This window comes from Streptomyces aurantiacus (genome assembly GCF_027107535.1).
Taxonomy (GTDB): Bacteria; Actinomycetota; Actinomycetes; order Streptomycetales; family Streptomycetaceae; genus Streptomyces.
This window is the reverse complement of the sequence record NZ_CP114283.1, coordinates 1,371,292-1,395,174: the sequence shown is the minus strand read 5'-3', so window position 1 is coordinate 1,395,174 and position 23,883 is coordinate 1,371,292. Positions and strand designations below refer to the sequence as shown.

Below are 23,883 nucleotides of genomic sequence, written 5' to 3'. Positions count from 1 at the left end.
CTTGCTCTTCGATCGGGCCATGGGTGGTGCTCCTCTCGGTTTTCGGCGTGGGCGGGGTAGGGACGTGGCGCGAGACGGTCACGCCGACCGGGATAGAGCAGGAGCGCTATTCGGTAGCCGGGACCGGCTTGACCAGCGACGGGCCACCACCAGCCGACGCAGGCACCCGCGGAACGGGAGGCCGGAACGGGTCGAGGGCAGGCAGATCCGGGACCAGGTGGGCGAACTCCCGGCACACCGCGATCACTTCGTCGCGGGACGTCTCGGGGGTGCGGATACGGCACCAGCCACCCGCCGGGTCCGTCGCCACCGCAGTACCGGGCCGTTCGGCAGGGATCACACAGGCCGCCGGGACCGCAGCCGGGGCAACGTCCTTGAGCCCCATTTCGGCGGTTTCCTTGTCGTTGACACGGTGCACGACCCGGCCAGTGAGCTGAGCGCGCAGCATGGTTGCGCCCTTGCCCAGGTCGGAGCCGAAGCGCTGAGCGCAGATCTCCAGGTGAATGCCGACCGATCGGGCCATCTGCGCCAGCCGAATCAGCGCGGTGACAATCCTCGTGCGGCGGTCCTCATCCTTGTTCGAGGAGATCAGGAACAGTTCGGCGATCTCGTCGACCAGCACGACGATCGGCACCGGGCGTACCTCGACGGGCAGTTCCCACAGGTCGGAGACGCCGTACAGGCCCAGCAGATCGAAGCGGGATTCCATCTCTGCCACCAGGACATCGAGCAGAGAGGCGGCATGGTCCGGAGTCGTCACCAGGGCGGACAGGCGAGGCGCGAACGCGGACTGTTCAACACCGCGCTTGCAGTCGATACCCACCAGCGCGACTGGCAGTTTGGCCAGGCCCTTGATCAGGTTGCGCTGATACATGGACTTGCCGGAGGAGTTGGCGCCCAGGGTGAGCGCCATCGGCATCTTGCGGTAGTCCCGCTCGAACGCAGTGCCGTCCTCGCGCAGGGCGACCGGCACCACCATGCCGTGTGGTTGAGCCTTGCGGGGCATTCGCACCCGACGCAGCACGTCGTAACCGGTCATCCGCAGTTCCACGAATCCCGGCTTCGTCTCGGCCACGGTGACCGAGTGCACGCCCCAGGCATGACGCAGACGCTCCGAAGACGCGATCACGTCAGCGGGCTCCAGGCCGGCCGGCAGTCGCAGAGTGACCCGCAGCCCGGTCGAGGTGCCCCGTACCCGGCGGATCTTCGGCGGCACCGGCTGCACCTCACGACGAGCGACACTCCGCGTCATGAACGCCCGCAGACCGGACGGCTGCACCGTCAGCCCACACACATCCATCGTCGAGCGGTACGAGAGGGTGAAGCGTCCCCACGTGGCCGGCATCCCGACCAACGACCAGTACACCCGCGGAGCACGCACCTTCGCATAGCCGAGACCACCAGCGCCCGCTAAGGCCCCGGCCCCCTCCAGCCACAGGGACAGGTCAGCCATGTCAGGCCGCCGGGGTGATCGCGACCGCGCGGAACGAGATGCCGTGACGCTTCTGGCCGTTGAACTCGTTCTCCCAGTCACGCGCCTTGAGGCCGACCACCCGCACGATCGCGCCCGGCTGGAGACCCTCGGGGTAACCAGTCTCCGGAACGGTCACCTTGTAGAGGTTGCCCTCCCCCTCGTCGGAGATCACCAGGCCCACCGTGGACAGACCCGCACCGGAATCCCGGTCCACGGCCCGCTCGCCCGTGCGCTTGTCGATGATCTTTGCTTCAGGGGCAGTCGCCACGATCACGACCGCAGTCGAAAGGTCAATCTTGAAGGACGGCATTATGGAGATCTCCCCTTGTGGGATGAGCCCCGGACTGCGTTGTGATCTTGGCGGATGCACGCAGTCCGGGGTGCCTTGTTCTCTGACTCCCTCGAAGCTACTCGCAGTTTTTCTGCGGGTCAACAGAAAACCTGCGAGTAGCAGGAAAACTCTGCGTCTGCGAGACTGAGGGTCGACAAGAGGAGGAACTATGGGGAACTTTGCACTATTCGTCCGCTTCACTCTTCGTAAGGGCATGGGTGACGCTTTTGACACGCTCGTGAAGGAGACCGAAGCAGGAATCCGGGCGCATGAGCCGGGGACGCTGGTCTACGCCTGCCACACGGTCGAGGGCGCTCCCAACGAGCGGATCTTCTTTGAGATCTACACCGATCGAGCAGCGTTCGATGAGCACGAGCGTCAGCCGCACACGATTCGATTCCTCAGCGAACGGACCCGATACGTCGAGAAGACCGAGGTGGACTGGCTTGAGACGTACGCCGGGAAGTACCCGCACGGAGCCACGAAGTGAGTGCCCAACCGCCCACGACCGGACAGCGGATCAAGGAACTGAGGCGGACGGCAGGCATGTCGCAAGCCGACCTGGCCACCGCCATGGGCCGGTCCGAAAGTTGGGTATCCCAGGTCGAACGCGGAGTACAGCCGGTTGAACGTCTAGCGATTCTTCAGGCACTGGCTGACGCGCTCGGCACATCAGTAAGAGACGTTCGCCCAGACGCACCCCCGTCCCCGGCGGACCAAGTAGACGAGACGCCGACGCCCGAAAGCAACGACCTGGACGGTCTGCGCGTCGCACTCACGGGCCACCCCGCCTTGGGCAGTCTGTTCGATCGTGGACCGAGTTCCCCCACACCCTCCCTCTCCGAGTTCCGCCAACTCGTTGATCAAGCTTGGGAGTACGTGCACGCATCGAGCTTCGCAGCCTTGAGTGACCACCTCGTCAAGCTGCTCCCCGACATCGAAATTGCAGTACGCCATGCGCCAGCAGCCGAACGAGTCGAATTGCACTCACTCAGAGCGCGTAGCTATCAGGCCGCCGCCGCCAGCTTCACCCGGCAGGACCAGGCGGATGCTGCGTGGGTAGCCGCAGACCGCGCCTTGCAAGCAGCCGAGATGGCCGGCCAGCCTCTTGAGGTAGTGGCCAGCCTCTTTCGCATGGCTCACGCGTTCATGCGGCAGCAGCACATGGACCAGGCTGAACAGGCCGCAAGTTCAGCGGTCGAAGTCCTGAGCCCACGGGTTGAGGATCCAGCCTGCCCCGCAGAGGAACTGTCGCTCCTCGGCGCTATGAACCTCGTGCTTGCCGTGATCAACGCGCGTGAGGGAAACCGGTCTGAGACTCATGCTCGTCTCAACCGAGCGAGAGAACTCGCCGCGCGATTGGGCGAGGACCGGAACGACTTCGATACCGAGTTCGGCCCTACGAACGTCAAACTTCACTCGGTGAGCACAGCCGTAGAGCTGGGGGACGCAGGACTGGCCTTGGAGACCGCAGCAGAAGTCGACGCCCGGGGCCTCTCAGCCGAGCGTCAATCACGCTTCCTGCTCGATGTCGCACGGGCGCATGCCCAACGCCGACACGTTGGCGAGGCGACCGCAGCTCTCCTGGAAGCCGAGACCCTCGCACCGGAACAGATTCGTGATCACCACTCAGCGCGTGAAGTCATCCGCGACTTGATCCAACTCTCGGGCCGCCGCGTACCCGAGACGCTTCGGGATCTTGCCGACCGCTGTGGCGTGAGCTGACCTGTTACAGGTTTCTCTACCTCATCAAGTCCCGGCTGCGCTCCGCTCCGCCGGGCGCGCTCCCGGCTCCGCCGCCCTCCGCGCTCATGCCTTCGGCCCGCGCTGCGGGCGCTACGCCGACGCGCGCCCACGAGTAAATAGGCCGGGCTCATAGGTGGCGATCACCGTACGAACGAGGCCGCGGTCAAGGACGTGCCTCCGGCGGGGGCGCTCCGACTCCGGGATGGACGGGGCGCCGTTCGCGAGTGCCGGCCGATTGGTGGCGTGCGCGGGGAGCTTCCATCCCGTCCACCGCCGACCCAGGCAGAGCCGAGCAGACGTGGCCCATGGCGTCCAGGTCGTTCGTACAGTGGCGCGCTCCACCTGGACGCCATGAACCACGCCCGCTCCACGGTGTGTGGGTCGACGGCGGACGGGATGGAAGCTGAGGTAGGTGGTGGGCGGAGGTGTGGGTACAGGTTGGACGAAGCGAGCCAAAGAGAAACCGTCACTTATCCGCTCGGTAGAGCTTGATGTCCTTGTTGACGAAGAGGTGGACGTACCCGCATCGCCAGCAGATCAGGCCGGTTGCGTTCTCGTCGGCCCAAGCCAACTTCAAAAACTCCATGCCGGTGCTGTTGAGCAGGACACCCCGCTCCCGGAATAAGTCCCCCTTGCAGATCTGGCAAGTGATCCATATCTCACCCAGTGCTGCACGTACCGGCTTCGCCATCTTGCGAACGCCCCCCGTCGTTGCCGTATGGACGGAACGAGACTACGGGGCAGTACGAACCGCTCACAGCCCGCTAGAGCGCGCAGTAGGGTCCCATGCACGGGCCACGGCATCTTGCGGCCGAGAGTCCGGCAGAAGGGCACACGTGCCCCCTACGTGCCCGATCGAGCAGCGGCCAGCGGGGAACAACGGGGATCCACGGCGAGTGGCCCGAGAACCTCAAGCTCAGCGTCTCGCCAGCTCAACGCAGGTCCGGTTACGCGATCTTCCAAACTAGCTACGCGGGTTCGATTCCCGTCGCCCGCTCCATATGACGTAGGGCCAGGTCAGAGGTTGGTTTCTCTGCCTGGCCCTCGTTGTTTCCCGGGGCCTTCGACCGGGTCGCCGTTTCGTCCGCGCGCCCTCGGGCCCCGGGCCGGCGTCGGACGGGTTCAGTCGCTCAGGAACGTCAGCAGGGCGGCGAGGAGCCGGGCCGGGGCGTCCAGGGGGACGAGGTGGCCGGCGTCCGGGATCGTGCGCAGGCGGGCGCCGGGGATCAGGGAGGCCAGCTCCTCGCCCTTGGCGGGCGGGATCCAGGTGTCCTCCGCGCCCCAGCAGACGGTGACGGGCAGGTCCATCGTGGGGTACAGGGCCTGGATCTCGTCGGTGTGGCGCTGGTCGGCCTGGGAGATCTGACGGTAGAACGCCGCCTGTCCACCCTCGCCCGTCCAGGGCTCGACCAGCCCGGCCAGGACGTCGGACCGCAGTCCGCGATGGCTCGCGGAGCTCACGTACTCACGGACCAGCGCCTCGTGCAGCGGGGCCGGCAGCCGCTCGAAGACGTCGGCGTGCTCGGCGACCAGCCGGAAGAACGGCGAGCCCCAGGGCGCCAGAGCGACCGGGTCGACCAGGGCGAGGCGCCGGTACCCGGCCTTGTGGAGCAGATGCGCGCGCAGCGAGACGCAGCCGCCGAAGTCGTGTGCGATCACCGAGGGACGCGACAGTCCCCACACACCGAGGAGCTCGGCGAACACCTCCCCCTGCGCCTTCAGCGAGACGTCCTGACCCTCGATCTTCCCGGAGCGGCCGTAGCCGGGCATGTCCCAGACGTGGACCCGGTGCCCCTCCGCGGCCAGCGCCGGGGCGATCTCGTGCCACACGTAGGACGAGAACGGGGTGCCGTGCAGCAGCACCACCGGCGGGCCCTCCTCCGGTCCGAGGCGGTCCCACCGGAGTGTCCCGATCGGGCTCTCCCAGCTCTCGCGCAGTTGCCAGGCGGGCTTCGCGTTCACGTCGGCGGGCTCCTTCGGGGAGAGGGCGTACGCCGGTCGCGGGGGCCCGCATCCACCGGAGGGGCCAGGCGGATTCCTCACGGCGTGTACGGGTGTTCCGGCTTACGAGGGGTGCGTAAGGGGCGCGCGGGGGAAGGGCGTTCGGCGCCGGGCACGGGGAGGGGTCGGGGTCGAGGACGGGGGTCGACTCGGGTGGCGCTCCGGGCCGGGCCCGGGTGCCGGAGGGCAATCGCCCGGGTTCGCCGTCGCGTTCGGATTGTCCCGTCGGCCGAGGGGTACCCGTTTCGGCGACCGCAGCCTGTTCGAGCGTGGGCACGAGGGCCGGCGCACCGCGCCTTCGCCGGGCTTGCGGCGGTGCGTGCCGGAACCGGGCGCGGGCGGCCGTCGTGCACGAACCGGCCGTCGGGCGGCCGGACCGGGCGGTTCGGTCATCCCGTCCACTGCCGCGCGCTCCGCTCCTGCGGTCACCGGACCCGCGAACCCGCTCAGAACTGAATCGAGTTGATGGTCTCCGCTACCGAGTTCAGGAACCGTTGGATGTCGTCCGCCATACCCGTGGAGGCGAGGAAGAAGCCGAAGAGCACGGCGACCACCGCCGGCCCTCCCTTGATCGACCCGCCTCGTATCAACACCACCAGGACGATTCCCAACAGAAGCACCACTGACAGCGAAATGGCCACAACTGATCACACCCTACGGTCGGTCCGCTCTCCCGGCCCGGAGGCGCAACCCCGCACACCCCCGCCAGAACCATCGTGCCACCAACAGGCCCCCCGTATGCGGCGGGTGAGGCATCCATCGGCCGCCGACCCGAACGACCGGGTCTCGCACGGCAATTCGAGTGGACCCTCTCATGAGAAATTAAGAGTGATCGTTTCCATGTCCACCCAACCGTCCACACAACCTGTTCGCAGGTAATTCGAATTGTTGGCACAGGCACACCGGCGAGCCTGAGGACGGGTCACTAACAGGCCACTAAAGCCGACTCACCCGGACATTTCACCAGAGTCGCCCGCGGGTGTTATGCAACGTTTAGTCATGACGAATCCGGACGTAACCCCCGCACAGAGTGTGGCGATCGACATAGTTGTTGCCATGTCAACTTCGCCAAATCCTGGGTATGCGCGGAAGATAAGCAGGATTCACCTCAGGGGTTTTACGGAATCCCACAGACAACGCTAGGGTGCCTCAGATGTCCTACGCTGCCTCGTCCCCCGCATGTGCAGCGAGGTCGCGGATCGTCTCCCCCAGCTCCTGGTGGGAGGGTCTGTGACGAACTCGCTCCGTCCGCACGGCCATCAAAGGGCTCCGCTCCCGCCGACCCAGTCGTCGGCGCCGGGAGTACCGAGCCCGCGACCATCCACTGCTCCGCACAAGCAGGCGGGTACCGCCACCGCAGGGCCGGACGCCAAGCCCGTCAAGCAGCGCGACGCGTTCTTCGACAACGCCAAGTACCTGGCGATCGTGTTCGTCGCCATGGGCCACGCCTGGGAACCGCTGACCGACCACAGCCGCGCCGCCGAGGCGCTCTACATGGTCGTCTACACCTTCCACATGCCGGCCTTCATCCTCATCTCCGGCTACTTCTCCCGCAGTTTCGACATGCGTCCCGACCGGCTGCGGCGGCTGGTGACGGGCATCGCGGTGCCGTACGTACTCTTCGAGGTGGCGTACTCCCTCTTCAAGAAGTGGGCAGACGACGACCCCAGCCACCCGATCAGCCTGCTGGACCCCTGGTACCTCACCTGGTTCCTGGTCGCGCTGTTCGTGTGGCGGATGACCGTCCCGCTGTGGAAGGTCGTGCGCTGGCCCGTGCCGCTCGCGCTCGCCATCGCCGTCCTCGCCTCCGTCTCCCCCGACATCGGCGACGACCTGGACCTCCAGCGCGTTCTGCAGTTCCTGCCGTTCTTCGTGGTGGGCCTGTGCATGAAGCCCGAGCACTTCCAGCTCATGCGGCGCCGCGAGGTGCGGATCCTGTCGCTGCCGGTGCTCGCGGTCACGCTGGCCTTCGCGTACTGGGCCGGGCCGCGCATGAACTCGGCGTGGTTCTACCACCGTGACAGTGCCCAGGAACTGGGTGCGCCGTGGTGGGCCGGTGTCGTGATGACGCTCGCGATGTTCGGCTGCTCGATGGTGCTCACCTCGTGCTTCTTCGCCTGGGTGCCGCGCTGCAAGATGTGGTTCACCGTGCTCGGCGCGGGCACGCTGTACGGCTACCTGCTGCACGGCTTCCTCGCGAAGGGTTCCCGTTTCTGGGGCTGGTACGACCACTACGCCTGGCTGAACCAGCCGCTCGGCGAGATCTTCGTCTCCGTGTTCGCCGCGGCGGTCATCACCGCCCTGTGCACCCCGCCGGTGCAGCGCATGTTCCGCTTCGCGATGGAGCCGAGGATGGAGTGGGCGTTCAAACGGGACGCCACCGAGCTCGCCCGCGAGCGGGCCAAGTCCTGACGGTCCGGCCCGCCACCGGGAGCCCGCGGGTGGGTTCCCGGTGGCGGGCCGGGCTGATCGCGTGGCTCCCGTGCCCGCCCCTCGTGGGGCGCTCAGGGCCGGGGCAGGCCCAGGAGTTCGCGCATCGTCGCGTACTTCTGGGTCAGGCGGGCCCTCGTCGCTTCGTCCAGGGCCGCCAGCCGCGCCGGGTCGGCGTTGTGGGCGAGGTCGGACTCCTTGACCAGCAGCGCGCCCTCGGTGGCCAGGACACGCGCGGCGTAGGTCTCCTGGGCTTCACCCGCCCTCTTGGTGACGGCCAGCACGATGTCCTTCGTCCGCGCGGACAGCGCCGCACCGCGCAGCCAGTCCTCGGAGAGCGCCTCGTCCTCGACCGAGTCGTGCAGCCAGGCGGCGGCGATCTGCTCCTCGTCGCCGCCGCGGGCCCGCACCCCGTCGGCCACGGCCCGCAGATGCTCGGCGTACGGGCGGCCCGCCTTGTCCCTCTGGGCGGCGTGCGCGTTGCGGGCCAGGGCCTCGACCTCCGTGAGGGTCAGCGCGGCGGTCTCGGGCGTTCGGCGCTCGTTGTCGGTCATGCGTCGAGTGTGCCCCGTATCGCCGCCCTCGCCGGTACGGTCGCCGCCGTCAGCCCGAGAACGAGGACTGCCGCCGCGAACGACCCGTACACCAGCGGGGGTATGTACGGTGCCTGGCCGGTCAGGCCCTTCATCATCGGGACGAGTGTGGCGAGCGCGATGGCCGTGCCGAGGGCGATACCGGCCAGTGTGACGAGCAGGGCCTCCCAGCGGATCATGCTCATCACCTGGCGGCGGGTGGACCCGATGAGCCGCAGTGTGCCCAGCTCCCGGCGGCGGTCGAGCACCGTCATCACCAGGGTGTTGGCGGCGGCGACGGCCGCGAAACCGCCGAGTACGGCCGCCATGACGGTGTTGGCCCACTCGTTCAGTTCGAGGTCGAGCGACCGGGCGGCGGTGTAGTCGCCGCGGTCCAGAACCGTGCCCACCTTGGCCAGGCCCGCGGCGCTGCCGCCCTTCGTCCAGACCTCGGTGGTGAAGGCGGAGGTGACATGGGCCGCCAGGTCCGCCCGGCCCATGGTGACCTGTGCCAGCCCCAGGCCACGCCCGTACGTGGCCACCACGCGCGGCGACGTCTTCGTGCCGTCGGGCAGGCGCAGTTCGACGCGGTCGCCCACGCCGACGTCGGCGCTCCGGGCCAGTGAGGCGTCGAGCGCGACCTCGCTCCGCTTCAGGGACAAGGTGCCCTTCTCGACATCGAGGTCCTGCACGCGGGCCAGGTCGCGGGGCGAACCCGTGACGCCCTGCGTGGAGGCCGAGTCCAGCATGCCGTTCCCCCGGAAGAGGACCTCGGTCCTCAACAGGCCCACGGCCGCGGTGACTTCGGGGGTGCGCGCGGCCTCGCGCACGGCGTCCGGGGCGAGACCGGCGTCGGACGTCACGATGTGGTCGGCGACGATGCCGTCCCGCTGCTGCTCCTGGACGGCCCGCTCCTCGCTGCTGTGCATGAAGACGAGAACGGACGAGAAGGCCATCGCGAGGACGATCGGGGTGATCGCGGAGGCCATCCGGCGGGCGTTCGTACGGGAGTTGGCGGCGGCGAGCGAGGCGGAGGCACCCGCCCCGCGCAGCGGGAGCCCGAACAGGGCGGCGCAGGCGCGTGCGACGAGCGGCCCCAGCAGCGCCACGGCCAGCATGAACAGCATGACGATGCCCAGTGCCGCGTTGGCCGCGTCCTCGCCGGTCAGCGAGGCGGACAGCCCCGCGCAGACGGTGCCCCCGACGGCCGCCGCGATGCCCAGCGGGGTACGGATCCAGCCCGGCCGCAACCGCTCCACGGACGCTTCGACGAGCGCCTGCCCCGGCTTGGTCCGGGCCGGGCGGCGGGCGGCCGCGTATCCCGCGACCAGCGCCGCCAGCAGCACCGCACCGACGGCCGCGAGCAGCGGGATGTACGACACGGACAGGCCGACGGCCTCCGGGATCGCTCCCTTGTCCCTGAGCTGTCCGAACCACCAGTGGGCCAGCGCGATTCCGGGCAGGCAGCCGGCCAGGCCCGCGAGGGGCGCGACGAGCAGGGCCTCGGTGGCGACGGAGCGGCGGACCTGGCGCGGGGTCGTACCGATGGCGCGCAGCAGGGCGAACTCGCGGGCGCGCTGGGCCACCGACAGGGCGACGGTGCCCATGGCGGTGAAGACGGCGACCGTCGCGGCGACGCCGCCGAAGGAGGCCCCGAGCGCGATGAGCATCTCCTTGGCCTCGGCGAGGGAGGAGTCCTCCACGGCCCCGCGGTCGTCACCGGTGTGCACCTCGGCGCGGTTTCCGAGGGCGCGCGCCACCTGGGACTTGAGGGTCGCGGTGGAGGTTTTGTCCTTCGGGAGGACGGCGATGGCGTCGATGCGGCCGGGGTGCCCGGAGATGCGTACGGCTTCGGTGTCGGCGAACCAGGCGGTGGGCCGCCCCGCGCCGGTGAGGCCGGAGACGCGGAAGGAGCGGGGGCCGTCGGCGGTCGTCAGGGTGACGCGGTCGCCGACCGTGCCCTTCGTGAGGACGACCTCGCCTTCGCGGGGAGCCTGTCCGGCCGTCAGCCGCTCGCCCGTGAAGGCGGTGGAGCCCCAGCCGTGGGCGGTGACCGTGTCGCCCGCCCGCGTCCGGAGAGGGAAGGTCACGTCCGGCACCGCTGTCCGCGCGCCGGGCACCGAAGCGGCCTTCGCCAGCAGCGAGTCGTCCAGCCGGGCCCGGTCCGGGACGGGCACGGGGTCGTCCTCGCGGTCCTCGCCGTGGCCGGTGACGAGGTGGGCGCGCTGGTCCGCGGCGGCGACCACGGGGGCGCCGGCGTAGCGGACGGGAGGTACGGAGGCGCGCAGGCCGGTCTCCAGGAGGATGCCGCAGGCCGAGACGATCAGGGCGGCCATGGCGAGCGCGATGAAGGTGCCGACGAAGGCGGCGGGCTTGAAGCGGACGGCGGCACGGGCAAGCCCGTTGGGCGCGAGCATCAGGCCGCCGCTCCCGAGAAGGAGGGTGCCGTCAGGGCGGTCATGCGGGCGGCGATCCGCTCGGCCGGGGCACCTTCGAGGTGGTCGGTGATCGAGCCGTCGGCGAGGAAGAGCACGCGGTCGGCCCAGGCGGCGGCCGCCGGGTCGTGGGTGACCATGACGACGGTGGCGCCCAGCCCGTCCACGGCCCGCCGCAGCAGTCCCAGGACCTCGGCCGCGGTGGTCGTGTCGAGCGCTCCGGTGGGCTCGTCCGCGAAGACGACGTCGGGCCGGGTGACGAGGGCGCGGGCGATGGCGACGCGCTGCTGCTGTCCGCCGGAGAGCTGGCCGGGGCGTCGCCGTCCCAGCCCGTCGAGGCCGACCTGGCGCAGGACGTCGGCCGCCCGTCGCCGGTCAGGCCGGTGGCCCGCGAGGCGCATCGGCAGTACGACGTTCTGCTCGACGGTCAGGGACGGCAGCAGGTTGAACGCCTGGAAGACGAATCCGAGGCGGGTACGCCGCAGTGCCGTCAGCTTGTTCTCGCTCATGCCCGTGATCTCGGTCCCGCCGAGCCTGACGGTCCCTCCGTTCGGCCGGTCCAGGCCGGCCGCGCACTGCAGGAACGTGGACTTGCCCGAGCCGGAGGGGCCCATGACGGCGGTGAAGCTGCCGCGCGGGAGGGCGAGGTCGATCCCGCGCAGGGCGTGCACCGCCGAGCCGCCGCGCCCGTACTGGCGCCGCACGCCCCGCAGTTCGACGGCCCAGTCGCCCGCCGGACCGGTCGTGTCGTGCACGGCGTCCCCGTCCTCGTACCGCTTCCTGCGCAGCCCCATGGCCGGGTCCCGCCCTTCCGTCATCCGTCGTGCCGCTCTTCGCGGCGACTCGCTGCCGATGCCTCGACGCTACGGAGCGGGGGCCGGCCACGGCCATGAGGACGACCTCCGGGTCCGGGTGGGGGAAACCCCACCCGGACCGCCCCCACAAGTCCTTTGGTAAACTAACTACTGACGCTTTCTTGACACTCTCTTGACCAACTCGACCAAGGAGGAACGGGCCCATCGGACACGCAGAGCTTCTGATCGCCATGGGCGGCGCCTTTCTGGCCGCCGCCGTTCTCGCCCGCGCGGGCGCCCGTATCGGGCTCCCCACCATTCCCCTCTTCATCCTGGCCGGGATCCTGCTCGGTCCGCACACGCCCGGCATCGTGCTCGTCTCGAACCCGCACGACATGGAGATGCTCTCCGCGCTGGGCCTGGTGCTGCTGCTCTTCTACCTCGGCCTCGAATTCCACCTGGACGACCTCAAGGCGGGCGGGCGCCGGATGGCACTCTCCGGGGGGACCTACCTCGCGCTGAACGTCGGCGCGGGCCTGGGCTTCGGATTCGCCCTCGGCTGGGGCACGTCCGAGGCGCTGGTGCTCGCCGGGGTGCTCGGCATCTCCTCGTCGGCGATCGTCACGAAGGTGCTGGTGGACACGGGACGGCTGGGCAATCCCGAGACGAAGCCGATCCTCGGCATCATCGTGGTCGAGGACATCTTCCTCGCCCTCTACCTGGCGGCCCTCCAGCCGATCCTGTCCGGCGCCGACTCCCTGGGCGCGGCGGTCCTGGACGGCGGCAAGGCCTTCGCCTTCCTCCTGCTGCTGGCGCTCGCCGCCCGCTTCGGTACGCGGATCGTGGGACGCCTGTTCGCCACCAAGGACGACGAGCTGCTGGTCATCTCCTTCCTCGGTGCGGCCGTGTTCATGGCGGGGGTCTCGGAGTGGTTCGGAGTGGCGGACGCCATCGGGGCGTTCATGGTCGGCCTGATGCTCGGCAGCACGACCTCCGGCGAGCGCATACGCAAGCTGGTGCACCCTCTGCGGGACGCCTTCGGCGCGATGTTCTTCTTCGCCTTCGGACTCTCCATCGACCCGGGTGACCTTCCGACGGTCCTGTGGCCGGTCCTTGCGGCGGTGGCGCTGACGCTGGTCATGAACGTGCTGGCGGGACTGGGCGCGGCCCGCATCTACGGCTTCGGGCCCGGCCCGGCCGCCAACATCTCGACCACACTGCTCGCCCGCGGGGAGTTCGCTCTCATCCTCGCCACGATGGCCGCGGCGGCGGGGCTCGACCCCCGGCTGTCGCCCTTCATCGCGGGGTACGTGCTGGTGCTGGCCGTTCTCGGTCCGCTGGCCGCGGGACGGTCGGAGTGGCTGGCCAGGGTGCTGCCCGGCGGGAAGGACCGTTCGGAGACCGAGGTACGGGAGACGGCGCAGGTCGGCTGACGGGGTTTCCACCCGCGCACGGCCCCTGCCCGTTCCGTCCGTTCCCTGGATCTGGGCGCCCTTTCGGCCGCACAACGCCTCGCCTTCGAACGCCGGAGGGGCCCGTGCCGGCCCTCCGGTGTTCGAAGGTGACGGTCAGAGGGTGGCGGGCCCCGTCGCCGCGCCCTCGCGGCAGATCAGCAGGAGGGCCCGGTCGTCGTTCACGTCCTTGGCGACCGCCTCGATCAGGTGCCAGGCGGCGCCGTGGAACCCGCCGGCCACATACCGGTCGGCCTCCCCGGTCAGCTTGTCGATGCCCTCGACGATGTCCCGGTCGGACGTCTCCACCAGCCCGTCCGTGAAGAGCATCAGGACGTCCCCGGGACGCAGCGAACCCTTCACCGGGTCGAACTGCGCCCCGTCGTACACGCCCAGGAGGGGCCCCTCCGCGGCCTTCTCCTCCCAGCGCCCGTTTCCCGCGCTGAGCTGAAGCCCCGGCGGGTGTCCCGCGTTGAAGAGTTCGTAGTCCCCCGAGTCCAGGTCCAGCACGAGATGGATCGACGTGGCGAACCCCTCGTCCCAGTCCTGCCGCAGCAGGTAGCCGTTGGCCGCGGGCAGGAAGGCGTGCGGCGGCAGGGAACCCAGCAGCCCGCCGAACGCGCCGGACAGAAGCAGCGCGCGCGATCCCGCGTCCATCCCCTTGCCGGAGACGTCCGTCAGGACCGCTTCCAGGGTGCGCCCGCCGTTCGTACGGGCCGCGACCACGAAGTCACCGGAGAACGACTGTCCCCCGGCCGGCCGCAGCGCCATCTCCCGGTGCCATCCCGCGGGGAGCTTCGGCAGCTTGCTCTGCACCCGGATCCGCTCGCGAAGGTCGAACAGCATCGTGCCGCCGCGCCGCCACGGCACCCCGACCCGGCTGCGGAACTGGGCGATCAGCAGCCCGAACAACCCGCACGCGGCCACGACCAGCACGATGCCCGGCGTCACCCGGGAGGGCCCCTCGGTGTAGGGGCCGAGTTTCACGGACTCCACGATCAACGCGGTGGCGGCCGCGGCGTACAGCCCGAGCAGGCTCGACGGCCTCAGCAGCAGCCCGCCCGCGACGATCGGCAGGACGAGCATCGCCGGCGAGCACCAGACGGAGTTCATGAGTGTGATGCAGGCGATCACGGGAATGGTCAGCAGAAGACCCGCGAGCGCGACCCAGTCGGAACCGTCGCCCCGGAAGTAGTCGACGGCGGATCTGCGCAGCCCGGTGCGGACCCGGTGTACCTGCTTCTTCAACCGGGCCGTGAACGTCTCGGCTTCCGCGCGCCGCTCTCGTCCTGCTGCCATTAGTTCGGGACCCTATCCATCGGACCAGGTGCTTGGCACGGGAGGTCCCACTTGTCCCCCGTCCGGGGACGGAAGTCACAGGGAACACCGGCCCTCGCAGAGCGTACGGCCGGATCGGGACCTGGCAACGCCCGGCCGGGAGAAATGCAGTCGCTCAGCCCGGATTGCCCTGGTAGGCATGGGGACATGACGACAGACTTGCGCGGGCTGCGCCCGGACGACTGGGACGAGTGGTACGGGAAGCTGGAGCTCGCGTTCGGCGGGGTCGCGGAATCCCCCGAGGAGAGGGCGCTGTGGAGCGACCTCACGGAGTACGACCGTTTCATCGGCGCCTGGGACGGCGACGAGTGCGTGGGCACGGCCGGCGCGTTCACCTTCCGGGTCACGGTCCCGGGCGGTGCCTCCGTGCAGGCCGCGGGCGTCACGATGGTGAGCGTCTCCTCGACGCACCGCAGGCGCGGTGTGCTCACCTCGATGATGCGGCGCCAGCTGGACGACGTACGGTCCTGGGGCGAGCCGCTCGCCGTGCTCACGGCGAGCGAGCCGGTCATCTACGGCCGCTTCGGCTACGGCATCGCGACCCATCAACTGCGCGCCGAGATCGACACGTCCCGGGTACGGCTGTCGGTGCCGGACGGCACGGACGACGTACGACTGCGGCGCGCGGACCCGCACGACGCGGCCGTACGCGACGCGTGCGAGGCGGTGTACGCGCGGCAGGCGGCGGCCCGGCCCGGGATGCTGGAGCGGCGGCCGGGCTGGGAGCGGCTGCCGCTGCTCGACCCGGAGAGCGACCGCAAGGGCGGGTCGCCGCTGCAGTGCGTACTCGCCCGGCGGGACGGCGAAGTCATCGGCTATGTGCGGTACTTCATCAAGCCGGACTGGGACGCGGCCGGGCCGAGGGGCACGGTCGAGCTGCGTGACCTGGAGGCGCTCGACCCGGCGGCGTACGCGGCGCTGTGGCGGCACCTCTTCGACATCGACCTGACGTCGACGGTGAAGACGTACAACAGGCCCGTGGACGACGCCTGGCAGCATCTCGTCTCCGACCCCCGGCGGTGCGGGACGGCGCAGCGGGACTCGCTCCATGTGCGGCTCGTCGACGTGGGAGCGGCGCTGGAGGCCCGGACGTACCAGGCTCCCGTGGACGTGGTGTTCGAGGTCGAGGACGCCTTCTGCCCCTGGAACGAGGGGCGTTGGCGGCTCACGGGCGACGCGAAGGGCGCGTCCTGCGCACGGACCGCCGACGCGGCCGATCTCAGCCTGTCCGTACGTGAGTTGGGGGCGGCCTATCTCGGTGGCGTGTCCCTCGCCTCGCTGGCCGCGGCGGGGCGGGTGCGGGAGCTCCGCCAGGGCGCCCTCACGGAGGCCTCGCTCGGCTTCTCCTCCGTCGTGGCGCCCTGGCTGCCGCACGGCTTCTGACCCGTGCCGGGCCCGGGCCGTGTCAGGTCCGCTGGCAGGCGGGGCACCAGAAGAGGTTGCGGGCGGCGAGACCGGCGGTGCGGATCTCGCCGCCACAGATGTGGCAGGGCAGCTGGGCCCTGCGGTACACGTAGACCTCGCCGCCGTGGTCGTCCTTGCGCGGTGGGCGGCCCATCGCGTCCGGTTCGTGCTCCGGACGGACCGTGTCGATGCGGTTGTTGCGGACTCCCTGGCGCATGAGCGCCACCAGGTCCGTCCACATCGCGTCCCACTCGGTCCGCGTGATGTCCCTGCCCGGCCTGTAGGGGTCGATGCCGTGGCGGAAGAGGACCTCCGCGCGGTAGACGTTGCCCACTCCCGCGATGACCTTCTGGTCCATCAGGAGGGCGGCGATCGTCGTGCGGCTGCGGGCGACGCGGGCGTACGCGTCGCCCGGTTCCGCGTCCTCGCGCAGGGGGTCCGGGCCCAGGCGGTCGTGTATCGCCTGCTTCTCCGTGTCCGTGATCAGGGTGCAGGTGGTGGGCCCGCGGAGATCGACGTACGCGGTGTCGTTGCGGAGCCTGAGGCGGACCGTGTCGGTGGGCGGGGGCGCGGGGGTGCCGCCGAAGTTCACCTTGCCGAAGAGGCCGAGGTGGATGTGGATCCAGTCCTCCGTCTCGAAGCGGAGGAAGAGGTGCTTCCCGTGGGCTTCCGCCAGCGTGAGGGACGTGGCGTCCACAAGGGCCGCGGCGTCCGCGAACTTGCCCTGCGGACTGGTGACGTGCGCCCGGCGCCCGCCGAAGGCGGCGAGGTAGTCCTCGGCCAGCCGGTGGATGGTGTGCCCCTCGGGCACGGCGACCTCCTGGGACGGTCGGTGAGGGCCCGTCCCTTCTGGGGGCTGCGCCCCGGACCCCGCTGTCGGCCTGAACGGCCTCGTCCTGGAACGCCGGACAGGCTGAGAGTCAGCCTGTCCGGCGTTCCAGGAGCAGGGGTTCGAGGGCAGACCCCGAAAGGGAGGGAAGGGTGGGGACGGCGGGGGCGAAGGAGGTCCCTAGCCCTGCGGGTGGTGCGCCGGGATGGCCGGCAGTTCGCCCGTCGTCTCGTACGCCGACAGCATGTCGATCCGGCGGATGTGGCGCTCGTCACCGGAGAACGGCGTGCCGAGGAAGATCTCGACGAACTTCGTCGCCTCTTCCTCGGAGTGCATCCGCGCACCGACGGCGACGACGTTGGCGTCGTTGTGCGTTCGCCCGAGCCCGGCGGTCTCCTCGCTCCACGCGAGAGCGGCCCGCACCCCCGCGACCTTGTTCGCGGCGATCTGCTCGCCGTTCCCGGACCCGCCGATCACGATGCCCAGGGTCCCGGGGTCGGCCGCCGTCCGCTCCGCGGCACGCAGGCAGAAGGGCGGGTAGTCGTCCTGGGCGTCGTAGATGAGGGGCCCGCAGTCGACGGGCTCGTGCCCGGCGGACTTGAGCCACTCGACGAGGTGGTTCTTGAGTTCGAAACCGGCATGGTCGGAGCCGAGGTACACGCGCATGGTCCGAGTGTGACACGGCTGTTTCGGATCGGCCCCGCCGGGGCAGGCGCAGGAAACGCGCCGAGGCGACTGCCGGAAAAGTGTGAGCAACACTGCAGAACCTCATGAAAACCTCAAGTAACGATCCGGATTCAAAGGTTCAAGAATCCATTCACCTGGGATTCACTGGACCGGCTCGTGGGCCTCGTGTGCACCACCCGTACGCCGCTCGTACGGATGTCCCGTGGTGAACCCCCGAGGACCGCGGTGATCCACAGCCCCCACGCAGTCCCCTCCCCCACAGTCCCCGGCGCAAAGGAACACCGTCCATGACCTCGCAGCCGACCCTGACGAAGGCCGGAAACGGCCCCGAAGGACCCGAACCCGGAGGACCCGACGCCGGTCTGCAGGCCGGGCTCAAGAACCGTCACCTGTCGATGATCGCCATCGGCGGCGTCATCGGCGCCGGCCTGTTCGTCGGCTCCAGCTCAGGCATCGCCACCGCGGGTCCCGGCATCCTCCTGTCGTACGCCCTCGTCGGAACGATGGTCGTCCTCGTGATGCGGATGCTCGGCGAGATGTCCGCCGCCAATCCGACCTCGGGTTCGTTCTCCGCGCACGCCGACCGCGCGCTCGGCCGCTGGGCGGGCTTCTCGATCGGCTGGCTGTACTGGTTCTTCTGGGTCGTCGTCCTCGCCATCGAGGCGACCGCGGGCGCGGTCATCCTGGAGAGCTGGATCCCCGCCGTGCCGCAGTGGGGCTGGGCGCTCATCGTCATGATCGTGCTGACCGCGACGAACCTGGTCTCCGTCGGCTCGTACGGCGAGTTCGAGTTCTGGTTCGCCGGGATCAAGGTCGTCGCGATCGGCGCGTTCATCGTGATCGGCGGGCTCGCGGTCTTCGGTGTACTGCCGGGTGTGGACAGCGACAGCGCCGGGCTCGGCAACCTCACGGACCACGGCGGCTTCCTGCCGAACGGCCCCGGTGCGATCCTCACCGGCATCCTGCTCGTCGTCTTCTCCTTCATGGGCAGCGAGATCGCCACCCTCGCGGCGGGAGAGTCGGAGAACCCCCAGCGCGCGGTCACCAAGTCCACCAACAGCATCATCTGGCGGATCGGAGTCTTCTACCTCGGCTCGATCTTCGTCGTCGTCACACTGCTGCCCTGGGACTCCGAGGCCATCCAGAAGGACGGCTCGTACGTCGCCGCCCTGAACTCGCTCGGTATCCCGAACGCCGGCGAGATCATGAAGTTCATCGTGCTGACGTCCGTCCTGTCCTGCCTCAACTCGGGGCTCTACACGGCCTCCCGCATGGCGTTCTCGCTCGGACAGCGCGGTGACGCGCCGAAGGCCTTCGCCCGCACCACCGGCCGTGGCGTCCCGAGGACCGCGATCCTCGCGTCGGTCGCCTTCGGCTTCGTCGCCGTGTTCTTCAACTACGAGTTCCCCGACTCGGTCTTCCTCTTCCTGGTCAACTCCTCCGGTGCGGTCGCCCTGTTCGTCTGGCTCGTCATCTGTCTCTCGCAGCTGCGGATGCGGAAGATCATCGAGCGCGAGACGCCGGAGAAGCTGGTCGTGCGGATGTGGCTGTACCCGTACCTGACGTACGCGACGATCGCGCTGATCGTCTTCGTACTGGGCTACATGCTCACCGACACCGAGCACGACGGCCGCAAGACGGTCCTGCTGTCGCTCCTCGTGGCGGCCGTGGTGGTGGGCATCGCGCTGGTGCTGGAGAAGGTGCGCCGCGGCAAGGCCGAACTCCCCGAGCAGCGGGAAGCACCGGACGCCAAGCTCTGACGGCCCTGACCACTCCGGCGGCTCCGGCCCGGCTGCTTCCTCGCCCGGCTCTTCCACCGCCTGAACACCGTTTCGTACGACGCCTTCGCGGGCCTTTCCGCGGAGGCGTCGTCGTGTGCGGTCACCTGGGTACGGTCGTCCGAGCGCGGCCGTCCCGGGGGCGGTCACATGGGCGTGAAGCCGTCCTTGACCTTCTCGTAGACGGGGAGCGCCCTGTCCTCGATGTCCGGGCGGTACCAGGTGGTGATCTCGTAGGACTTGCCGCCGGTGTCGAATCCGAGCAGACGGGCGTGCCAGGGCAGTCCCTTCGCCGTGACCGTGTACTCCCAGACGACCGCGGGCGCCCCGCGGAACGTGGTCTCCTCCAGACGGATCCGCTGGTAGTCCAGGCCCTTGCTGGTGGTCTTCTCCGTCTTCTCCCACTGGTCCATCAGATTGCCGCGTGCCGGGGCCGCGTTAGCCAGGATCTCCTGCATCCGGTCCGGTGACGTGTAGTGGACCTCGGCACCGCTCTGCACCACCCGTTCCCATCCCTCGGGCGGAACCCAGGCGTACATACCGGCCTCCGTACGGGAGCCCGCCGGGCGTGCGGTGCCCGCGACGGTGGGGTCCGGGCCGGCCGGGCCGCCCTCGTCGGAGGAGGAAGAGGACGAAGACGGGGAGGGGGCGGCGGAGGAGGACGGGGCAGCCCTGTCCTTGTCGTCGGGCGATCCGCCGAGTCCCGGCAGGACCACGGCGGCGACGACTCCGGCGACGAGCACTCCCACGGCGGCCACGAGGGCATTGCGGGCTCGGGTGCCGTTCCCCGTGCCCCGCGATCCGGACGGCGCGGCGGGGCCCGGCAGTTCGCCCGGCGGCATGGGGACAGCGACCCGGGGCCTGGTGGGAAGCGCGGAGTTCACTTCGGCCTGCGGGTCCGGCGACCTCTCGGCCTGCGGGTCCGGTGGCTTCGGGTCCGGCGACTTCGGTGGTTCCGCTTCCGCCTGCCCCTGTGATCCCGTCGGTCCCTTCGACCCCGTCGGCTCCGGTGGTTCCGGCCGTTTTGAACGGATCCCGGACGCGTGGAAGACGTGGCCGGGCGCCGCGCCCTCCGAGGGGATTTCGGGGGTGCCCTCGGGTGGCGCTTCGGAGGAGGCGTTCTCGACGTCGGGGTGGGTGAACCCCGCGTGACCGGTGGGACCAGTGGGATCGGTGCCGCCAGGGCCCGCGGACGCCTCGGGAGTTGCCGGAGTCGCCCGGAGCGGTACGGCGTCCTCCACCGGTTCCGCCGAGCCGTGGGCGCCCTCGTGCGTCGGCGGGGTGACGAGAGGCGGCTCCAGGACGGGGAGGCGCCGGAACGGGGTCGTCGGGTGCTCGACCCGTAGGGGGACGGGAGCCTCGGACTCCGGCTCCGACGCTGCCCGCGAATCCGGTTCTGCTCCTGGCTCGGGCCGTCCGGCGCCCGGTCCCGTGCCGGTGTCTGGCACGCCGGAGCCCGGGTCGTCGGGAACCGGCACCTCCGTCGCCGTCACCGTCGCCGTCCGTGCCGGTGCCGGTGCCGGTGCCGGTGCGGTGGTCTCCTCCCTGGGAACAGCCGGTGCCGCCGTCCCCGTGCTGCCGTCCGCCACCGGGCCGAGGGCCTCGGCCAGTTCCTCCAGTCCGGGCCGTCCCGCCGGGTCCTTCTGAAGCAGGGTCGTGAGGAGGTCCCGCAACTCCCCCGCCGCCGGGATCTCGGGCTCCTCGTACAGCACGGCGTGCAGGGTCGCGAAGGTCGTCGCACGGGAGAAGGGGGAGCGGCCGCCCAGTGCCGCGCAGAGGGTGGCGCCCAGGGACCAGAGGTCGGAGGGCGGGCCCTGCGGGCGGCCGGAGACCCGCTCGGGGGCCATGTAGTCGGGGGAGCCGACCAACATGCCCGCCATCGTCAGGGCCTCGGTGTTCTGGATGGCGGCGATGCCGAAGTCGGTGAGCACGACCCGGCCGGCGCGCCGCTCGACGAGTACGTTGCCCGGCTTGATGTCCCGGTGCAGGACGCCGCCCGCGTGCACCTGCCCGAGCGCCGCCACCAGTTCCAGACCGATCCGGGCCGTGTCGCGCGCGGTCAACGGGCCGTCCTCCGCGACAACCCGTTCGAGGGAACGGCCGTCGACCAGCTCCATCACGATCCACAGGCGCTCGCCCTCGTCCACCACGTCGTACACGCGCACCACGTTGGGATGGTCTATGCGGGCGGTGGCCCGGGCCTCGCGCAGGGTCCGTTCGCGGCGGGTCCTGGCGTCCTCCTGGTCCATGCCGTCGATGCGCATTTCCTTGACGGCGACCTGCCGGTCGAGCACTTCGTCGACGGCACGCCACACTCGCCCCATTCCTCCCTGACCAATGCTCTCGGCCAGCCGGTATCGCCCCGTCACCAGCAATCCCGGAATACCACCCCTCGTTATTTCCGGCACCCCCATGTCCCCCCTTCAACACCCGCCACAGAAGAACCGCATAGAAGCAGAACGGTCACAACTTTGTGCCGCACCAGCATAGTGCGGAGAAATCTTGTGGTACCTCTTCAAGTGCTGCGAATTCAGGCGCAGCCCGGGGGATACAAGGGGGACGAACATGAGTTCTCGTCGCATGAAGATCGCCACAGGATCGCTGCTCACCGCATCTTTCTCGGCGGTGATGATCCTTTCCTACTCCGCAGGGGCGGAGGACCAGGGGCCGATGAGCGGCAAGGGGGGAAAGGCCGTTGACGAGGCACCGGCGGGTGTCAAGTTGACGACGCTGCTGCCCGAGAAGATCAACGTCGACAACAGTTCGAAGGAAACAGCGATTACGGCCACCGTGAAGAACGGGGGAACGAAGGAAAGCGGCAAAATCCGGCTGCTCGTGGTCGGTTTTGACGGCCTCTCGGTCAAGGGCGTCAAGGGGTGTTCGGAAATCCCCGAGAAGGACCTCCCCGAGGGATCGAACAGCGGCTTCGCCTGTGCCATCGACAATCTGGCCGCCGGCAAGTCGAAGTCGTACGCCGTGGACGCGACGTTCGATCTGAAGAAGGAGGGCAAGATCTGCCTGCCCGTCCAGGACGCGGACGGCAAGAAGACGTTCTGGCAGCAGGGCCCGGTCCCGTTCGGCGCGAACAACCCCTCGCCGAACGCCCCGGCGACACCTCTCCTGCTCGGCACCGACAACAGCCCGGTCACGCCGGGCGGTGACAAGGCCGACGACAAGGCCAAGGACAACGCCGGCGGCAAGGGCGAGGACAAGGAACTGCCCAAGACCGGTCCGGCCGACCGGGTCCTGCCGCTCGGTGCGGTCGGCGCAGCGCTCATCTCCGCGGGTGCGGTGGGCATGTGGTGGACGCAGCGGCGGCCCGGGCGGAGCGAGTCGTAACGGCTCCCACCGCAGCCCGTGCGCGTACACGATCCGCGTGCGCGCCCGTCGTCCCTACGACGCCTCCACGGCCTCACCGTGGGGGCGTTGTCGTGGAGGCGGTGTCGTGGAGGCGGTGTCGTCGTGGAGGCGGTGCCATGGAGGCGCGACGCGGCGCGGCGCGGGCGGCCGTACGACGGAGGGCGGCCAGGACCCGCGGACGCACAAGAGGCTCGCCGGACTGAAGTCGGTGTACGACCCGGCGAACCTCTTCCGCGGGAACTGTGGCGCGGCTGTCAGCTCTCGCGCTTGACGAACTTCCAGGCGGCGGGGAGGACGCCCATCGCCAGGGCGGCCTTCAGCGCGTCGCCGACGAGGAACGGGGTGAGGCCCGCCGCGACGGCCTGGGCCGCCGTCAGGTCGGCGGCGAAGGCCAGGTACGGGACGCCGATCGCGTAGATGATCGCCTCGCCCAGCAGCATCGCGCCCGCCATGCGCACGACCGAGCGGTCGGCGCCGCGGCGGGCGAGGGCGCCCACGACGGTCGCGGCGAGCAGCATGCCGAGGATGTAGCCGAAGGACGCGGTCACGCCGGAGCTGCCTTCGGCGAACCACGGCATTCCGGCCAGACCGAGCAGTGCGTACAGGGCGAGGGAGGCCAGGCCGCGGCCGGCGCCGAGCGCGGTGCCGACGAGCAGGGCGGCGAAGGTCTGGCCGGTCACCGGCACCGGGGATCCCGGTACGGGCACCGCGAGCTGGGCGGCGAGGCCTACGAGCGCGGCGCCGCCCGCCACGAGTGCGACGTCCCTGACGCGGGAGGCGGGGAGGAGGTCGGCGAGGACCTGGCGCGGGTGGGCGGGGGCGACGGCGGTGGCCATGGGTGCTCCGGACAGGGGTGAAGGTGGCGGGGACACCTGACGCTATCCCAGAGGTTTCGGGCCGATCACCGTCAGCGGTCGACAAAGGCGGGAACCGCGGATTGGTGCACCTCCGACAAAGGGTGCCGTGTACACCCGTGCGGGCGTGATGCTGGTCACTGAGGTGGAGTGGCTCTTACTACCCGGTCGACCGCGAGCCGACCGCGGGTCGACTGTGAGGTCCCGCCAAAAGGAATTCGCGAGGGCGAAACAATCCAGCCCTGGCCGGACACGCCTCCGCCCTCTACGCTTCAAGCCATGGTTGCCCAGGCTGAGAACTTCGCGTCGCGTCGCTATGTCGACCTGCGACGCCAAGGCACCGCCATCTGTCGCCACCGCTGAGGCGAGCGGAGGGAATCCGGCTCGCCCGGACGAGAC

Annotated in this window: 20 protein-coding genes; 7 read left to right on the top strand and 13 right to left on the bottom strand. The window is 69.9% G+C overall.

Translation table 11 applies throughout. The features are described 5' to 3' along the window. Positions 1 to 106: 106 nt before the first annotated feature. Together O1Q96_RS07860 and O1Q96_RS07855 are read right to left on the bottom strand one after the other, a co-directional pair. Positions 107 to 1,453 carry an FtsK/SpoIIIE domain-containing protein gene (locus O1Q96_RS07860; protein ID WP_269247467.1) on the bottom strand — a complete coding sequence of 449 codons (1,347 nt, stop codon included), beginning with the start codon at positions 1,451 to 1,453 and terminating at the stop codon, positions 107 to 109. A 1-nt stretch (position 1,454) separates the two neighbouring features. After that, positions 1,455 to 1,784, bottom strand: a complete 330-nt coding sequence (locus tag O1Q96_RS07855) for an SCO3933 family regulatory protein (protein ID WP_269247466.1) — start codon at positions 1,782 to 1,784, stop codon at positions 1,455 to 1,457. A gap of 190 nt (positions 1,785 to 1,974) precedes the next feature. Here O1Q96_RS07855 and O1Q96_RS07850 point away from each other — a divergent pair, with 190 nt between their 5' ends. Next, positions 1,975 to 2,295: a putative quinol monooxygenase gene (locus tag O1Q96_RS07850; protein ID WP_269247465.1), complete on the top strand. Its 321-nt coding sequence runs from the start codon at positions 1,975 to 1,977 to the stop codon at positions 2,293 to 2,295. Next, the gene (locus O1Q96_RS07845) at positions 2,292 to 3,530 is read left to right on the top strand and encodes a helix-turn-helix domain-containing protein (protein ID WP_269247464.1); all 1,239 of its coding nucleotides are present in this window, start codon (positions 2,292 to 2,294) and stop codon (positions 3,528 to 3,530) included. The genes O1Q96_RS07850 and O1Q96_RS07845 overlap by 4 nt, the downstream gene beginning before the upstream one ends. Before the next feature lie 487 nt (positions 3,531 to 4,017). On the opposite strand, the gene O1Q96_RS07840 is transcribed toward O1Q96_RS07845, so the two are convergent. The 3 genes from O1Q96_RS07840 to O1Q96_RS07830 all read right to left on the bottom strand — a co-directional run bounded on the left by O1Q96_RS07840 (position 4,018) and on the right by O1Q96_RS07830 (position 6,193). Next, positions 4,018 to 4,242 (bottom strand): hypothetical protein, encoded by a 225-nt coding sequence (locus O1Q96_RS07840; RefSeq protein ID WP_269247463.1) that lies wholly within the window; start codon positions 4,240 to 4,242, stop codon positions 4,018 to 4,020. Between the two features lie 431 nt (positions 4,243 to 4,673). After that, positions 4,674 to 5,513 carry an alpha/beta fold hydrolase gene (locus O1Q96_RS07835; protein ID WP_269247462.1) on the bottom strand — a complete coding sequence of 280 codons (840 nt, stop codon included), beginning with the start codon at positions 5,511 to 5,513 and terminating at the stop codon, positions 4,674 to 4,676. Positions 5,514 to 5,998: 485 nt separating this feature from the next. Continuing rightward, positions 5,999 to 6,193, bottom strand: a complete 195-nt coding sequence (locus O1Q96_RS07830; protein ID WP_055611884.1) for a hypothetical protein — start codon at positions 6,191 to 6,193, stop codon at positions 5,999 to 6,001. 589 nt (positions 6,194 to 6,782) lie between these two features. On the opposite strand from O1Q96_RS07830, the gene O1Q96_RS07825 reads away from it, so the two are divergent. Continuing rightward, positions 6,783 to 7,964: an acyltransferase family protein gene (locus O1Q96_RS07825; RefSeq protein WP_269247461.1), complete on the top strand. Its 1,182-nt coding sequence runs from the start codon at positions 6,783 to 6,785 to the stop codon at positions 7,962 to 7,964. A 92-nt stretch (positions 7,965 to 8,056) separates the two neighbouring features. Here O1Q96_RS07825 and O1Q96_RS07820 read toward each other — a convergent pair whose 3' ends face one another. From O1Q96_RS07820 to O1Q96_RS07810, 3 genes are read right to left on the bottom strand one after another with little or no spacing between them, the layout of a single operon-like run. Next, positions 8,057 to 8,536: an HD domain-containing protein gene (locus O1Q96_RS07820; RefSeq protein ID WP_269247460.1), complete on the bottom strand. Its 480-nt coding sequence runs from the start codon at positions 8,534 to 8,536 to the stop codon at positions 8,057 to 8,059. After that, on the bottom strand, positions 8,533 to 10,971 hold the full coding sequence (locus tag O1Q96_RS07815) for an ABC transporter permease (RefSeq protein ID WP_269247459.1): 2,439 nt from the start codon (positions 10,969 to 10,971) through the stop codon (positions 8,533 to 8,535). The genes O1Q96_RS07820 and O1Q96_RS07815 overlap by 4 nt, the downstream gene beginning before the upstream one ends. Beyond that, the gene (locus O1Q96_RS07810) at positions 10,971 to 11,783 is read right to left on the bottom strand and encodes an ABC transporter ATP-binding protein (RefSeq protein ID WP_269253525.1); all 813 of its coding nucleotides are present in this window, start codon (positions 11,781 to 11,783) and stop codon (positions 10,971 to 10,973) included. The genes O1Q96_RS07815 and O1Q96_RS07810 overlap by 1 nt, the downstream gene beginning before the upstream one ends. A gap of 251 nt (positions 11,784 to 12,034) precedes the next feature. Between O1Q96_RS07810 and O1Q96_RS07805 the strand changes: the two genes are divergently transcribed. Continuing rightward, positions 12,035 to 13,216: a cation:proton antiporter gene (locus O1Q96_RS07805; protein WP_269247458.1), complete on the top strand. Its 1,182-nt coding sequence runs from the start codon at positions 12,035 to 12,037 to the stop codon at positions 13,214 to 13,216. Between the two features lie 135 nt (positions 13,217 to 13,351). On the opposite strand, the gene O1Q96_RS07800 is transcribed toward O1Q96_RS07805, so the two are convergent. Then, on the bottom strand, positions 13,352 to 14,533 hold the full coding sequence (locus O1Q96_RS07800) for a PP2C family protein-serine/threonine phosphatase (protein ID WP_269247457.1): 1,182 nt from the start codon (positions 14,531 to 14,533) through the stop codon (positions 13,352 to 13,354). A gap of 186 nt (positions 14,534 to 14,719) precedes the next feature. Here O1Q96_RS07800 and O1Q96_RS07795 point away from each other — a divergent pair, with 186 nt between their 5' ends. Further along, entirely contained in the window at positions 14,720 to 15,955 is a 1,236-nt protein-coding gene (locus tag O1Q96_RS07795; protein ID WP_269247456.1) for a GNAT family N-acetyltransferase, read from the top strand. Positions 15,956 to 15,977: 22 nt separating this feature from the next. Here O1Q96_RS07795 and O1Q96_RS07790 read toward each other — a convergent pair whose 3' ends face one another. Both O1Q96_RS07790 and O1Q96_RS07785 read right to left on the bottom strand, forming a co-directional pair. Next, positions 15,978 to 16,787 carry an Fpg/Nei family DNA glycosylase gene (locus O1Q96_RS07790; protein ID WP_269247455.1) on the bottom strand — a complete coding sequence of 270 codons (810 nt, stop codon included), beginning with the start codon at positions 16,785 to 16,787 and terminating at the stop codon, positions 15,978 to 15,980. A 198-nt stretch (positions 16,788 to 16,985) separates the two neighbouring features. After that, positions 16,986 to 17,471 carry a ribose-5-phosphate isomerase gene (locus O1Q96_RS07785; protein ID WP_269247454.1) on the bottom strand — a complete coding sequence of 162 codons (486 nt, stop codon included), beginning with the start codon at positions 17,469 to 17,471 and terminating at the stop codon, positions 16,986 to 16,988. A 308-nt stretch (positions 17,472 to 17,779) separates the two neighbouring features. Between O1Q96_RS07785 and O1Q96_RS07780 the strand changes: the two genes are divergently transcribed. Further along, positions 17,780 to 19,252, top strand: a complete 1,473-nt coding sequence (locus tag O1Q96_RS07780) for an amino acid permease (RefSeq protein WP_269247453.1) — start codon at positions 17,780 to 17,782, stop codon at positions 19,250 to 19,252. A 164-nt stretch (positions 19,253 to 19,416) separates the two neighbouring features. On the opposite strand, the gene O1Q96_RS07775 is transcribed toward O1Q96_RS07780, so the two are convergent. Further along, positions 19,417 to 21,594 (bottom strand): protein kinase domain-containing protein, encoded by a 2,178-nt coding sequence (locus O1Q96_RS07775; protein WP_269247452.1) that lies wholly within the window; start codon positions 21,592 to 21,594, stop codon positions 19,417 to 19,419. A 241-nt stretch (positions 21,595 to 21,835) separates the two neighbouring features. On the opposite strand from O1Q96_RS07775, the gene O1Q96_RS07770 reads away from it, so the two are divergent. Next, the gene (locus O1Q96_RS07770; RefSeq protein WP_269247451.1) at positions 21,836 to 22,609 is read left to right on the top strand and encodes a hypothetical protein; all 774 of its coding nucleotides are present in this window, start codon (positions 21,836 to 21,838) and stop codon (positions 22,607 to 22,609) included. Between the two features lie 275 nt (positions 22,610 to 22,884). On the opposite strand, the gene O1Q96_RS07765 is transcribed toward O1Q96_RS07770, so the two are convergent. Continuing rightward, entirely contained in the window at positions 22,885 to 23,466 is a 582-nt protein-coding gene (locus O1Q96_RS07765; protein ID WP_269247450.1) for a biotin transporter BioY, read from the bottom strand. Between the last annotated feature and the right edge of the window lie 417 nt (positions 23,467 to 23,883).

Bases quoted from the DNA above. Each gene is read 5' to 3' on its own strand.
- O1Q96_RS07785 (WP_269247454.1), bottom strand. From the start codon at position 17,471: ATGCGCGTGTACCTCGGCTCCGACCATGCCGGTTTCGAACTCAAGAAC.
- O1Q96_RS07850 (WP_269247465.1), top strand. From the start codon at position 1,975: ATGGGGAACTTTGCACTATTCGTCCGCTTCACTCTTCGTAAGGGCATG.
- O1Q96_RS07810 (WP_269253525.1), bottom strand. From the start codon at position 11,783: ATGGGGCTGCGCAGGAAGCGGTACGAGGACGGGGACGCCGTGCACGAC.
- O1Q96_RS07770 (WP_269247451.1), top strand. From the start codon at position 21,836: ATGAGTTCTCGTCGCATGAAGATCGCCACAGGATCGCTGCTCACCGCA.
- O1Q96_RS07855 (WP_269247466.1), bottom strand. From the start codon at position 1,784: ATGCCGTCCTTCAAGATTGACCTTTCGACTGCGGTCGTGATCGTGGCG.
- O1Q96_RS07840 (WP_269247463.1), bottom strand. From the start codon at position 4,242: ATGGCGAAGCCGGTACGTGCAGCACTGGGTGAGATATGGATCACTTGC.
- O1Q96_RS07775 (WP_269247452.1), bottom strand. From the start codon at position 21,594: ATGGGGCGAGTGTGGCGTGCCGTCGACGAAGTGCTCGACCGGCAGGTC.
- O1Q96_RS07765 (WP_269247450.1), bottom strand. From the start codon at position 23,466: ATGGCCACCGCCGTCGCCCCCGCCCACCCGCGCCAGGTCCTCGCCGAC.
- O1Q96_RS07815 (WP_269247459.1), bottom strand. From the start codon at position 10,971: ATGCTCGCGCCCAACGGGCTTGCCCGTGCCGCCGTCCGCTTCAAGCCC.
- O1Q96_RS07860 (WP_269247467.1), bottom strand. From the start codon at position 1,453: ATGGCTGACCTGTCCCTGTGGCTGGAGGGGGCCGGGGCCTTAGCGGGC.
- O1Q96_RS07800 (WP_269247457.1), bottom strand. From the start codon at position 14,533: ATGGCAGCAGGACGAGAGCGGCGCGCGGAAGCCGAGACGTTCACGGCC.
- O1Q96_RS07795 (WP_269247456.1), top strand. From the start codon at position 14,720: ATGACGACAGACTTGCGCGGGCTGCGCCCGGACGACTGGGACGAGTGG.
- O1Q96_RS07820 (WP_269247460.1), bottom strand. From the start codon at position 8,536: ATGACCGACAACGAGCGCCGAACGCCCGAGACCGCCGCGCTGACCCTC.
- O1Q96_RS07805 (WP_269247458.1), top strand. From the start codon at position 12,035: ATGGGCGGCGCCTTTCTGGCCGCCGCCGTTCTCGCCCGCGCGGGCGCC.
- O1Q96_RS07780 (WP_269247453.1), top strand. From the start codon at position 17,780: ATGACCTCGCAGCCGACCCTGACGAAGGCCGGAAACGGCCCCGAAGGA.